The organism is Crocosphaera sp. UHCC 0190, from assembly GCF_034932065.1.
GTDB lineage: Bacteria > Cyanobacteriota > Cyanobacteriia > Cyanobacteriales > Microcystaceae > UHCC-0190.
Genome location: NZ_JAYGHP010000009.1, coordinates 46,598 through 59,813 on the forward strand (window position 1 = coordinate 46,598; position 13,216 = coordinate 59,813).

Below are 13,216 nucleotides of genomic sequence, written 5' to 3' on the forward strand. Positions count from 1 at the left end.
AGAATAAATCAATGATAATGAAGGTGCAAAAAGCAACTTTAACGACTATATTGATTGGTTTACTTTTCTGCTTTCCTGTTGTTATTGATAGTAATTATTTTGATTTTTTGCTAGTTTTAAGCCACTCAAACCACAATATACTAATCATCCCTCCTACTAAACAAATCCCTAAATCTAGAGGATGAAGCGTCGAAAAACGAAAGAGGTGACGCAAAAAAGGAATATATAACACCAACCCCATAAACACGATCGCACCGCCAATAACCCACCAGAGAGCGGGATTCGGGGCTTGTACTGTTTCTACAATGGTTCTTGACCAAGATCGGTTAGTGAGAATTAAGCTTAAATTTGCCACAATTAGGGTAGTAAAGGCAAAAGCGCGGGCCTCTTGTTCTCCCTGTCCTCGATAAAGGGCGATCGCAAAGATAATCACAAGAATTAACAATACCCCAACCCCTTGCAACACACTTAACCCCAACATCTCACGACTAAATAGGGGAATTTTGGGGTCACGGGGGGGACGCTTCATCACATTGTATTCGGCTGATTCAGCTTCAAAAACGATGGAACAGGCAGGATCAATGATTAAATGCAAAAAAGCAATATGAATAGGAAGTAAAACCAGGGGCCATTTTAATAAAACCGGAATTAAAGACATTCCAGCAATAGGAACATGAATGGCTAAGGTGTAAGCCATCGCTTTTTTAAGATTGTCGAAGATACGCCGCCCTAATTTTACTGATTGGACTATAGAAGCAAAATCATCATCTAATAACACTAAATCTGCTGATTCCCTGGCGACATCTGTGCCTCTACCACCCATCGCAATACCAATTTGAGCAGACTTCAAGGCCGGGGCATCATTGACCCCATCTCCTGTCATAGCAACGATTTCGCCGTTTTTCTTCAACGCATTGACGAGACGGAGTTTCTGTTCAGGAACCATACGTGCAAAGATATTCACCGTTTGGATGCGTCCGAGTAATTCGTTATCCCCCATTTCTTGCAGTTCTTGCCCTGTAATGACTGAATTACTGGCATTTAACCCTATTTCTCGCGCAATTTTCTGGGCTGTTCCTGGATAGTCTCCCGTAATCATCACTACTCGAATTCCTGCGGTGTAACATTCTTTAATAGATTGTGCTACGGTAGGACGTACTGGATCAGCTAATCCAATTAATCCTAAAAATTCAAATTGAAAGTCATGTTGTTGTTGAGGAAGGTCATTTTTGACTAAAACATCAGGATGAACCCCTTTTCCTCTAGCTACCCCTAAAACCCGTAACCCTTGATTTGCAAGGCATTGAATGTGTTGAGAGAGTTCTTCTCGCAAGTTAGGATCAAAATGACACAAATCGGCGATCGCTTCGGGGGCCCCTTTTGCGGCAATGACATAATTTGAGTTATCTGATGACTGCCAAACCCTAGACATGGCTAATAATTCAGGAGAGAGAGGATATTCATGCACCAGAGTCCAATTCTTATGAATATGCTCAGTATTGGCTAAATAATCATCCCCTAGCTGTTTAAATGCCTTTTCCATCGGATCAAAAGGATCTTTCTGACTGGCTAAAATACTAAACTCAATTAACCCATGAACCGCTTCCGGTAAAGCTTCTCGTTCATGAAGGGTCAAATCATAGTTATAAGCATTAAAGGGGGAGTCCTTAAACGCAACCATCTGATGCACAGACATTTGATTTAAGGTTAGGGTTCCTGTTTTATCGACACAAAGAACAGTTGCAGAACCCAAGGTTTCAACGGCCGGCATTCTGCGGGTTAAAACGCGATTTTGAGAAATTCGCCAGGCCCCTAACGCCAGAAAAATGGTCAAGACAACGGGGAATTCATTGGGCAAAATCGCCATTGCTAGGGCAATTCCGGCTAAAAATCCCTGTAACCAATTACCTCTGGTTAGACCATAAATGACAATTACGGCCAGACAAATGGCGATCGCAATCCAAATTAATTTATTAACTAAATCTTTAGTTTCCCGTTGTAAGGGGGTGTCTTCGGTGGTAACGGTTTGTAACGCTTTGCCAATTTTACCTAATTCTGTTTGAGGACCGATGGCTTTAACTTCGGCCATACCTTGGCCCTGAACGATCAAAGTCCCGGAATAAACAAAGGGTAAGTCATCCCCTCCTGGGTGGTCTATGGGGGTTTGAGAGTTTCCTGATACTTTTCTAACGGGGAGAGATTCTCCGGTTAATAAGGATTCATCGGCGGTTATATTAGTAGACGAGAATAGGAGGGCATCGGCTGGCACACGGTCGCCTTCTGATAATATTAAAATATCCCCTCGTACCACTTCCCGTCCGGCAATGCGTTGTTTTTGTCCATCTCTGATGACGGAAGCGCGAGGACTAGAGAGATCTCGTAATGCGTCTAAGGCACTTTCGGTTTTTTGGTCTTGATAGAGGGTGATCCCCATAATAAAGAAGATGAAACCTAGCAATATCAAGGCTTCTTGTCTGTCTCCGAGTAACCAATAAATGATGCCACAAGCGACTAATAATAAGAAAATGGGTTCGCTGAGGACTTCTAAGGCGATCGCCAATAAGCCACCTCGTTTACTGGTGGGGAGTTCGTTGTAACCGTCTTGTTTGAGTCTTTGGGCAGCCTCTAGATCGGATAAACCCATTGGGGTGTTAGGATCTGGTAAATTAGTCATAAACGGTTGTATATAGTAATTTTTATGCTGATGTGGAACAATCTTCTAGCTTGTCACCGGCAGGATGTATTTTACTTGTGCGCGAATAATTTAGACTAGCTATATAAACATAATCCTACCCCAAAAATAAGGGTGGGCATTGCCCACCCTACTAAGAGACTTTTTAATTAAGAGAATTAGGCAACTTTGGCATAATTAGCTGCCACAAAGTCCCAATTTATTAAGCTACTAACAAAAGTATCCATGTAAGCAGGACGCTTATTTTGGTAATCTAAATAATAGGCGTGTTCCCAAACATCCATTGTTAATAAGGGAATTTGTCCAGCCGTCATGGGGTTGTCTGCATTAGGGGTTTTGGTAACTTTTAAGGTACCATTATCTAATACTAACCAAGCCCAACCGCTACCAAATTGAGTAGCACCTGCACTTTTGAAGGCTTCAACAAACTTTTCAAAGCTACCAAAATCAGCTTTAATTTTATCAGCTAATGCGCCAGTTGGAGTGCCACCACCATTAGGTTTGATACAATTCCAATAAAAGGAATGATTCCATGCTTGGGCAGCATTATTAAATAGTCCTTGTTTAGAAGCATCACCCGCAATATGTTTGATAACTTCTTCAAGGGTTTTACTGTCTAAATCAGTCCCTTTAACTGCATTATTGTAGTTAGTGACGTAAGCTGCATGATGCTTATCGTGATGGAATTCTAAGGTACTTTTAGAAATATGGGGTTCTAATGCAGTATAGTCGAAAGGTAATGTAGGAAGTTCGTAAGCCATGGGTGTTCAATCCTCTGTCGATTGCTTCGATTAATCATTATTTATTAAGTTATGTTTGTCATTGCTCAGACTTTTGCGTATGAATACGGTCTGAGGCTGACTGCAATAAAACTTAATACTTAGATCTTAGCTTAAAACGTTACCGAATCCAAATTAAGTAGATATACTTTCTAGATTTTGGTGTTTATCCTTACATTTGATTTATTTTTTCACAGAACCAATCTTCATCTAACAATTGTTGTATTGTATAGGGGCATTCTTGGGGGAAAGTATCTAATCCTGATTTAACTGAAACATATTTACGTGCTTTCTTATAAATAATAGAAAGATTCTCCTCAAGATAATTATAGAAATTCGTTGTCATACGTCTATTAATTTGAGTACGAAAACCGATCACTTCCGCACACCAGTTTCGATAATTTATTTCATTCTCATTATGCCAATATTCTATCATCAGCAAATGACGAATAATCTGTTCTAATAGGCTTTCTATTTTATGCTTTTTTTCGCTTCCTAAATCATCTAACTCCTCAATTAAATTTTCTAAATCTAATTCATTAAACCTTTTTTCTCTTAACAATTTTAGGGTTTCTCTGATCCATAGATAATCGTCAATTTCATACAATTCTTTGAGATTATGTACTGTTGATATATTCATGATGCCTTACCGTTATTCTTGACCTTCCCTAAAACCATTATAGCTCATTCTATCATCTAGATTATATAGCAATCAGTAATGATATGTGAGAAGCAAAAACATACTAGGACATAATGGTATTATGTCCCTACCAATATACCCTTGTAGGGATTTAACACTGTTAAATCCTCCTAATTTTCTCATAACGCCAAACCTGATTGCTATATATAAACTTAGAGATAAACTAGGTTGATTTTAGTTTAATAAGATAAGAAATATCAAGAATAATGATTGTCATTAAGCATTTTTTGAACATTATTAATAGCTTTTTGAGGATTAATTGCTAAAGTTACTAAATTAGGCGATAGTTGTTTAAAAAAATGTTTACTTTCTGGGTTTTCATTTAAGAAAATAACAGGTTTATTATTTTTCAATGCTAAAGCTATTTCTGATGCAGTTCCTAACCCCATTCCACAAGCAATTATAACATCAGAAGATAATACATTAATGTTATTTCGAGCGTTACCTAAATCAGTCACAATAGGAATATCAATAAACTCAGAGAGATTTTTAGTATTATTATCAGGTAAAATTCCGATAGTTAACCCCCCGAATTCTTTGGCCCCTTTGCTTGCTGCATCCATTACCCCTACATTGCGTCCACCTGTTAATAATATCCAGCCTTCTTGAGCAATTAATTTTCCTAATTCGTAGGCGTTTTTAATGTCTGTCTCTGTTGCTAATTCTCCTGGCCCCATAACTCCAATAATTGGTTTTCTCATAATTTATTCGGTTTCTCATTAACAAGTAGGGTGGGTTAGGTGGCAAGAATTTATGAAAATAACTGATTGTTTAAAATCCATCGTAACCCACCAGAATTTGTTTATTGACTAAAATAGCGAGTCAAAAATTCTTGAGGTTTAAGAATAGAAATATCGAGATAAAGATATAATATTGTAGCTTTAGTATAACGCACCATCGGATAATCAGCCTATATCTTTAGAGATACTTAAAAAATCAAGGATTAACTATAATTGGGGATAAAAATGACCCAAGCTAATCATCTTGCCTGTGGTGATATTATCATTATTGCTTTACCTGATCATAAACCCATTTGTCAAATAAAAGAAATGAAATCTACAACTAACGAACAAAAATCATGCCTCATTATTGGTGGTGGCATTTCAGGATTAATTGCAGGAAATATGCTGCAACGTCAGGGAATAAAAGTTACAATTCTAGACAAGGGACGAGGAATTGGTGGACGTTTAGCTACTCGTCGCATTCGTAATGAATCCTATGGTCAAGGCGTTTTTGACTACGGGGCGCAGTTTTTTACTGTCAGTGACCCCCAATTTCAAAAATGGGTAGATCAATGGCTTGAACAGGGTATAATAAAGGAATGGTCAAAACAATTAACTAATATTGAAAAGCCTTGCTATTGCGGTGTTGAAAGTAATCGTAATTTGGCACAATATTTAGCTAAAGACTTAGATGTTCATCTTCAAACAAGAGTAATTAAGATTATCTGGGAAGCTGACTCTTGGACTATTGAAACAGAAAAAGGACATGGTTTTCAAGCAAATATTCTCATCATGACACCTCCTATTCCCCAATCTTTAGCATTACTTGAAGACTCTGACATAACTTTACCATCCCCAATAAAATCCCGTCTTGAACAAGTTACTTATTATCCTTGTATGACTGTTTTATTATTACTCGATAAATTGAGTTTAATTCCAAAACCAGGAGGGTTACGACTTAAGGATTATTCTTTAGCTTGGATAGCTTGTAATCACAAGAAAGGTATTTCTCCCGAAGGTTTTGCTGTTACCTTGCATTCTACACCCGAATTTAGTCAAAATAATTGGGATACAGAGGACTCTTTAGTTGTCGAAAAGTTGTTAAAAGTAGCAACTTCTTGGTTAGGTTCAACAGTGGTTGACTATCAAGTTCATCGATGGCGTTATAGTCACCCTAAAACCGTCTATGGAGAATTGTATTTGCCACTAGATCAACCTGGTTTATTAATAATGGCAGGAGATGTATTTTCAGCTATGCCATCCCTTGACTTGTCCCTAAATTTAGAAAAAGCGACTTTATCGGGACTCGCAGCAGGGAATTATCTTCTCCAAAAAATTGAATAAAATTTTGCAGGTAGGGTGGGCAATGCCCACCATTAACAAATATTTCTTACTTCAAATCAGGAATTTTTAGTTATAATTAAAAACAGATTCAGTAAATCCTAGTAATAATATTAAGAAATTAATGGAGGTTCAACCGAAAGAAATACAACTCTATCTCACACGAAAGGGAATAAGTCCTTTTGAAGAATGGCTAAACAGTTTGAACGATCAAAAAGCAATCCTCAAAATAGATCATCGTCTAAGACGAGTTCGTTTAGGAAACTTGGGCGACTATAAATCAGTTGGTGATGGTGTTTTTGAACTCAGAATTGATTATGGTTCTGGATATCGTATCTATTTTAGTCAACTGGGTACAACAATTATTTTACTCCTTTGTGGTGGAGATAAAAGCACTCAAAAGAAAGACATTAATCAAGCTAAAAATTATTGGAAAGACTATGCAAAACGTCACAACACCAACCAGTAAAAACTATCAAGACTATCTAAACATTGCCCTTAATGACCCCCAAAGAGCAGCAGGAAATATTCAAATGGCATTAGAAGAAAAAGAGCGATTAACTGGACTTTTAAAACTAACCATCGAAGATATTATAAACGCCCGCAAAAATACAAATAACCTAAGTAAATCTGCTCAATTAGCTTATGAAAAATTAGCAGAAATTCTAAGTCAAACTGATGGTCAAGAAATTTACGCTTTTATTGATTTATTAGAGACTTTGGGGTTACAATTAACGTTGATAGTTTCGGAATCATCAAATCTATCCTTTGACGATTAATTATTGTCCCTCAATTTTACCCTCTGCATGATGCACAATATCCCGTAAATTATCCAAGGTTTTACTATCAACAGTTTGCCATAAACCCCGTTGATTTGCTTCTAATAATCGTTCTGCCATATCTCGTAAAGCCCAAGGATTTTTGTCTTGAATAAATTGTTGTACAGCTTCATCAAATAAATAAGCTTCTGCCACTCCTTGATACATGAAATCTTCCACACAATTTGCTGTTGCATCATAAGCAAATAAATAGTCTACCGTTGCGGCCATTTCAAAAGCACCTTTATAACCATGTCTCATAACACCTTTAATCCATTTTGGGTTAATAACACGGGAACGATATACCTTAGTAATTTCTTCTTTTAATAACCTAACTTTAGGATTAGAAGCAATAGAATTATCCCCAAAATAAACTTGAGGATTTTTGCCACTTAACGCCCTTACCGCAACCGTTAAACCCCCTTGAAATTGATAATAATCATCAGAATCTAATAAATCATGCTCTCGATTATCTTGATTATGTAAGACAATTTGTAACTGTTTTAAGCGTTTTTGAAACACTTCAGGAACAGCATGACCTACCCCTTTATTATCATAAGCATAACAACTCCAATTAAGATAAGCTTTAGCTAAATCATCATCATTTTGCCAATTTTGTGCTTCAATTAATCCCTGTAAACCTGCCCCATAAGCACCCGGTTTTGAGCCAAATATTCTATAACATGACTTCAGTTTTGCTTGGTCTTCTGTTAACCCTTGTTCCTGCCAAAATATCTGTTCTTCTTGCACTTTCGCCGCTAAAGGATTGATGTCTTTTTCTTCATTTAGGCTTGACACATCAGCGATCGCGTTGTACATTAGATGTAGTAGGTTAGGGAAGCTGTCCCTAAAAAAGCCCGATACCCGTACCGTTACATCCACACGGGGTCGCCCTAACACTGACGGGCTAAGAATTTCATAGTCCACGACTCGACGGGACATCCCATCCCAAATCGGTTGTACTCCCAATAAAGCCAAAACTTGCGCCACGTCATCGCCTCCCGTTCGCATGGTAGAGGTTCCCCAGATGGAAATAGCGAGGGTTTGGGGATATTCACCTTTATCTTGAGTATAGCGTTCAATCAGAGCTTCTGCGGCTTTTCTGCCTACATCCCAAGCGGTTTGGGTGGGTATGGCACGGATGTCTACTGAGTAGAAATTACGTCCAGTGGGGAGGACTTCGGGTCTGCCTCTGGTGGGGGCCCCAGATGCACCACTGGGGATGTATTTACCATCTAATCCTCTCAGTAAATTGCTGATTTCTTGAGGGGTTTGATACAGTTTAGGCAGTAAGAAAGTTTGTATCCAATTTAGTTCTTTTTGTGTCCTAGGTAAATGGTTTATCTGTTCAATTTCCTGATTATTGATGAGAGTTTCAACTAAACTTTGTACATAAGTTTCTAAGATTTCTATTACATCACCGATCAGACGACACTGTTTTAATTTTATACAGATTTCTGCTGGTATTAATTGAGAAAAATTTGAGCAAGAAAATGATTCACTAGCGTTGGCAGTCAGGGGGTTAAAATCTAGGTTAAAATCTTGAGTGATCGCAGTTGTTAAACCGAGACGATTTAAGCTTGGAGAACGAGAAATTGCTATAATTAAGTCTCTTAATTGAGTACCTTGAGGATATTGACCAAAGATATGTAAACCGTCTCGAATTTGTGCCTCTTTAAGTTCACATAAATAACCGTCTGCGAGGGTGAGAAATTGAGATAGAGAGTCACTATTTAAGGTATTAATTTCTAAGTCTTGGTTTAGGTTAGTTTGAGTGACTAATTGGGTGATGCGATCACCGATAATTGTTAAGCGTTTGGGGTCTAAAGTTTGTGCTTCATAATATTCATCAATAAGGGTTTCTAATTGTTCTAAATCACCGTATAATTCAGCACGAGTCAAAGGTGGGGTAAGATGGTCTAAAATGATGGCATGGGAACGACGTTTTGCTTGTGATCCTTCCCCTGGATCATTAACAATAAAGGGATAAAAATTAGGGATTGTTCCTAGGGTAATTTCGGGGTAGCAAGTTGATGATAAAGCCAAGCTTTTTCCGGGTAGCCATTCTAAGTTACCATGTTTACCAACATGAATAATTGCTGAGGCTTTAAATTGATGTTTAAGCCAATAATAATAAGCTAAATAGTGGGGAGTGGGTTCTAAGTCGGGGGCATGATAATTTAAACGGGGATCAAAATCATAACCTCTTGAGGGTTGAATGCCAATAAATATATTACCTAATTGAATACCAGAAACAGGAAAAGATGAACAATTTTTAAATTCTGAAATTTTGTCCCAACGCTTGGTAACTGCTTCTTGAATTTGAGGGGGTAAAGTTTGAAAATAGTGGCTATATTCTTCATGAGAAACTGCTTGATAAATGGGACGTAACTCTTGCCCTTCAGGATCATTAGTAATTCCTTTTGTTAACTGTTTAATTAGTTCATCTCCGGTTTCTGGAAGTTCTGTAACTTCATAACCGGCTAATTGTAAAGCCTTAAGAATTTCTAGACAGCTTGCAGGAGTATCTAAACCAACTCCATTCGCTATTCTGCCATTTTTATTGGGATAATTTGCTAAAATTAAAGCTATTTTTCTTTGGGAAATTGGAGTATTTTTAAGCTTAATAAAATTTGCTGCTAATTCTGTAACAAAGTTAATTCTATCTGGGGATGGTTCATAAATAATGACATCAGTTTCTAACTGCTCATTCCACGTTTTGACTGACTTAAAAGAAACCGCACGAGTAATGATTTTACCATCTACTTCTGGTAAAGCAACATTCATCGCTACATCTCTTGGCTGTAAGCCTTGAAAACTATTTTGCCATTGTTCAAAGGTTCCACTACTTAAGATAACTTGTAAAATAGGAACATCTAATTTTTGCCATAAATTAGTCAAATTGTGATGCTCAGAATCCTGGTCAATTTTAGCCAAAGAAAAACTGGTTGTATTCAGCACAAGTTGTAGAGAATTAGTCGGTAAAGATTGAAGATAACTAATTAAATCACCTTGAACTCCTGGATCACGGAGAGAAGAAACAAATAAGGGTAAAGGGCTTAAATTTTGGGTAACTAAGCTTTTACATAAAGCATCAATCGGTGATAAATTACCTGCTAAATAATGGGAACGATAAAAAACAATTACCACCATTTTAGATGATTCAGAGTGAATCATCTCAGGCTGATAAATACCAAAATCAGGAACCTTTTTAGGGCCAGGAGGATGATAATTAGTATGCCAGGAAAGATCAGAAATAAACTTTAAGCCATTGAGCCAGTTTTCTTGTCCTCCTTGAGTCAAATAATTCCATAATTGATGACTTTGAGTTAAGGAGACAGTTGCCTGACTCATTAATTCTGGATCAAGACGGTCATCCCCTGGTAAAATAAACAGTGTTATCTGATTTAATTCAGCAATTTCTTTAATAACTTCCAACCCATAAGACCAATAAGAACGGCCTCCTAATAAGCGTAAAATAATCACATTAGCCTGAGATAATACCGTCTCAGCATAACTATCAATACTCAATTGTTGTTGTAATTGTAAAAGATTAGTTGCTCGTATTTGGGGAAATTTAGCAGGTAAATGGGGGAGAGAAGCAGCTAAACTTTGAATATCCGTATCTGCTGCTGTTAGGAAAACAATGGGAGCCGGATTTTGTTCAATAAAGATAACACCTTCTTGTTCAGGATTCCAACCTCCAGGGGTAGCAGCAATTCGGTGCATTGAGACTCCTTTTCTTTAAAAAATATTAGGTTTCAGGATAGGATAGGGAAATCGAGAGATTCTATGAAAGATTGTATCCGTTTTCCTCTCGCCGTCACCAAGCTGATGAATTCTTCCCAAGCCTCTATTTTACGTCGAGCCTTACCGATAAGTATATTCGAGGAACTTTGTTCTCTCTGGCGACAGCTAGTGGAAATCGAAGGTTCGACAGCGATATTGCTAAGCAATGAAATTATTTCCTCAGAAATCTCTCAAAGAGAGACAAATTCACTCAGAGGAACCTTTTATCTCCTGCTGTCTTCTCAGCTAAACGCCTTGCTTCAAGCAACCCTGAATTCGACTTCCCTATCTTATCAGGTGACAATTACTTGGGAACCCCAAGCCATCACAGACTTCATCCATCAATTACAGCAGCACCTCTCTAATGCCTCTCCTTGGCGCGATCGCCTCACCCCCTTCCTAAAGCCTCAATCTGTCGAGTCCACACCCCTACAAACCTATTTTATGACTCGCTTATTCGATATTTTAGTGCCTCAATTCTCAGAAGATGGAGAAGTTTGGTGCGGAGTGCCAGCCGTTTGTAAACCCGTTGAAGATGCCCTACGTCAACAAATTGCCCAAGAACGCTTACTATATCAATTAATTGGGCAAATTCGTCAAAGTTTAGAATTGTCCGTTATTTTGGAAACGGCTGTCAGAGAATTGAGAAGTTTTCTGCAAGTTGATCGCTTAGTTATTTATGAATTTGGCTCTAAGAATTTTCCCCAGGTTAACCAGTCTAAATTATCAAAAACTTTGGGGCGTGTCACCTACGAATCACGAGTTTCTAAAAGTATTCCTTCCTTACTAAATGTTGTTGCAGAAGATAACTGTTTTGGCCGAATTCCTCACTATCAACAAAAATACAGTCAAGGATCAATTGTCGCTGTCGAAGATGTAGAGAGAACCTATTCATCTTCTTTGTGTTTAATTCAGTTTCTTGAAAAATATTGGATTTTATCGAAATTAATTGCTCCGATTATCCTAGAGGGGAATTTGTGGGGCTTATTGATTGCTCATCAATGTTTCAAAAAACGAGAATGGTCAGAAAGTGAAAAAAACTTTTTAGGACAAATCGGAGAACATTTAGCCGTTGCGATTTATCAAGCTCAATTATACGCCCAAGTCCAAGAACAAAAAAAGACTTTTGAACAACGGGTAATTGAAAGAACACAGGAACTCAGAGATACCTTAATTGCTTCTCAAGCAGCCAATCATTCTAAGAGTGAATTCTTAGGAAATATGAGCCATGAATTACGCACCCCATTAACTTGTGTGATTGGATTATCAGGGACCTTATTACATTGGTCAGGGGAAAGTTCATCTTTACCCTTAGAAAAACAACGACAATACTTACAAACAATTCAAGATAGTGGCAAGCATTTACTAGAAATCATCAATGAAATCCTCGAATATTCTCAGTTACAAGCAGGTAAATATGTGTTAGCAGTTCGAGATTTTTCTCTCAGTTATGTTGCTAGAAGTGTTTTGAAACGGTTAAGTGATGAAGCAGAAAATCGTCAAATTAATCTGCAATTAGATCTAAGAATAAATCCAGAAGAAGATAGATTTTTCGCAGATCCAGAACGGACTCAACAAATTTTATATCATTTGCTGAATAATGCTCTCAAATTTACCCCGGAAGAAGGTACAGTTATTTTAAGAGTTTGGCGAGAAAATAATCAAGTTATTTTTCAGATAGAAGATACAGGAATTGGTATAAAAACTGAACAAATTCCTTTACTATTTGAGTCATTTCAACAGTTAGAACACTCTCGCAGACGTACCTATGGAGGAACAGGTTTAGGGTTAGCTTTAACCAAGCAATTAGTAGAACTTCATGGGGGAACAATTGAAGTAGAATCAATCCTTAAAGAAGGATCAATTTTTACCGTGAGATTGCCCAATCAACCCCAGCGTCAACATAAAATATTAGCTAATCTAGAAGATGAAGAAGGGTTATTATCTCGAAATCGAACTATTGTTTTAGTAGAAAGTAATGAAGAACTTGCCACGTTAATTGGAGAATTATTAACCGCCGCAAACTATCAATTTATCTGGTTAATCGATAGTGCTAATGCTATTAAAAAAATTGAATTACTTCAACCCAGTGCTATTATTTTAGACCAAGACTTAGAGGATGCTTTGAAAATTAGTAAAGATCTCAAAAAAATCCCAGAAACTCAATGGATAAAAGTGTTACTTTTGAGTCATCAGCTATCCTCTCAAGAATGGACGGAAATTTCTCAAATAGGCATTGATGATTATTTAATTAAGCCAATTCAGCCTAATCTTTTACTGAAACGAGTTAATACTCTAATGGGAGGTGATCGTCCGGTGCTTAAAAATGGTACAATCTAGAAGTTATTATCCTAAATTAAACCCTCAAAAAACAC

9 protein-coding genes are annotated in these 13,216 nt (G+C 37.4%); 4 read left to right on the forward strand and 5 right to left on the reverse strand.

The window, feature by feature from the left end; genetic code table 11:
* Nucleotides 1–94 precede the first annotated feature (94 nt).
* The 4 genes from VB715_RS13655 to VB715_RS13670 all read right to left on the reverse strand — a co-directional run bounded on the left by VB715_RS13655 (nt 95) and on the right by VB715_RS13670 (nt 4,872).
* Nucleotides 95–2,674: a cation-translocating P-type ATPase gene (locus VB715_RS13655; RefSeq protein ID WP_323301773.1), complete on the reverse strand. Its 2,580-nt coding sequence runs from the start codon at nt 2,672–2,674 to the stop codon at nt 95–97.
* Between the two features lie 176 nt (nt 2,675–2,850).
* Nucleotides 2,851–3,453, reverse strand: a complete 603-nt coding sequence (locus tag VB715_RS13660) for a superoxide dismutase (RefSeq protein WP_323301774.1) — start codon at nt 3,451–3,453, stop codon at nt 2,851–2,853.
* Nucleotides 3,454–3,643: 190 nt separating this feature from the next.
* Nucleotides 3,644–4,111 carry a DUF29 domain-containing protein gene (locus VB715_RS13665; protein WP_323301775.1) on the reverse strand — a complete coding sequence of 156 codons (468 nt, stop codon included), beginning with the start codon at nt 4,109–4,111 and terminating at the stop codon, nt 3,644–3,646.
* 257 nt (nt 4,112–4,368) lie between these two features.
* Entirely contained in the window at nt 4,369–4,872 is a 504-nt protein-coding gene (locus tag VB715_RS13670; protein WP_323301776.1) for a TIGR00725 family protein, read from the reverse strand.
* Nucleotides 4,873–5,136: 264 nt separating this feature from the next.
* Here VB715_RS13670 and VB715_RS13675 point away from each other — a divergent pair, with 264 nt between their 5' ends.
* The 3 genes from VB715_RS13675 to VB715_RS13685 all read left to right on the forward strand — a co-directional run bounded on the left by VB715_RS13675 (nt 5,137) and on the right by VB715_RS13685 (nt 7,013).
* Nucleotides 5,137–6,237, forward strand: a complete 1,101-nt coding sequence (locus VB715_RS13675) for an NAD(P)/FAD-dependent oxidoreductase (RefSeq protein ID WP_323301777.1) — start codon at nt 5,137–5,139, stop codon at nt 6,235–6,237.
* A 121-nt stretch (nt 6,238–6,358) separates the two neighbouring features.
* A complete protein-coding gene (locus VB715_RS13680) occupies nt 6,359–6,703 on the forward strand; it encodes a type II toxin-antitoxin system RelE/ParE family toxin (RefSeq protein ID WP_323301778.1) in 345 nt (114 codons plus the stop codon).
* Nucleotides 6,675–7,013: a transcriptional regulator gene (locus VB715_RS13685; protein WP_323301779.1), complete on the forward strand. Its 339-nt coding sequence runs from the start codon at nt 6,675–6,677 to the stop codon at nt 7,011–7,013. Before VB715_RS13680 ends, VB715_RS13685 begins: the two co-directional genes overlap by 29 nt.
* Here VB715_RS13685 and cobN read toward each other — a convergent pair whose 3' ends face one another.
* The gene (gene cobN, locus VB715_RS13690) at nt 7,014–10,781 is read right to left on the reverse strand and encodes a cobaltochelatase subunit CobN (protein WP_323301780.1); all 3,768 of its coding nucleotides are present in this window, start codon (nt 10,779–10,781) and stop codon (nt 7,014–7,016) included.
* Between the two features lie 105 nt (nt 10,782–10,886).
* Between cobN and VB715_RS13695 the strand changes: the two genes are divergently transcribed.
* Nucleotides 10,887–13,181, forward strand: coding sequence for an ATP-binding protein (locus tag VB715_RS13695; protein ID WP_323301912.1), 2,295 nt, complete (start codon nt 10,887–10,889; stop codon nt 13,179–13,181).
* Nucleotides 13,182–13,216: the final 35 nt, after the last annotated feature.

Coding starts and splice junctions, on each gene's coding strand:
- VB715_RS13655 (WP_323301773.1), bottom strand. CDS start 2,674: ATGACTAATTTACCAGATCCTAACACCCCAATGGGTTTATCCGATCTA.
- VB715_RS13660 (WP_323301774.1), bottom strand. CDS start 3,453: ATGGCTTACGAACTTCCTACATTACCTTTCGACTATACTGCATTAGAA.
- VB715_RS13665 (WP_323301775.1), bottom strand. CDS start 4,111: ATGAATATATCAACAGTACATAATCTCAAAGAATTGTATGAAATTGAC.
- VB715_RS13670 (WP_323301776.1), bottom strand. CDS start 4,872: ATGAGAAAACCAATTATTGGAGTTATGGGGCCAGGAGAATTAGCAACA.
- VB715_RS13675 (WP_323301777.1), top strand. CDS start 5,137: ATGACCCAAGCTAATCATCTTGCCTGTGGTGATATTATCATTATTGCT.
- VB715_RS13680 (WP_323301778.1), top strand. CDS start 6,359: ATGGAGGTTCAACCGAAAGAAATACAACTCTATCTCACACGAAAGGGA.
- VB715_RS13685 (WP_323301779.1), top strand. CDS start 6,675: ATGCAAAACGTCACAACACCAACCAGTAAAAACTATCAAGACTATCTA.
- cobN (WP_323301780.1), bottom strand. CDS start 10,781: ATGCACCGAATTGCTGCTACCCCTGGAGGTTGGAATCCTGAACAAGAA.
- VB715_RS13695 (WP_323301912.1), top strand. CDS start 10,887: ATGAATTCTTCCCAAGCCTCTATTTTACGTCGAGCCTTACCGATAAGT.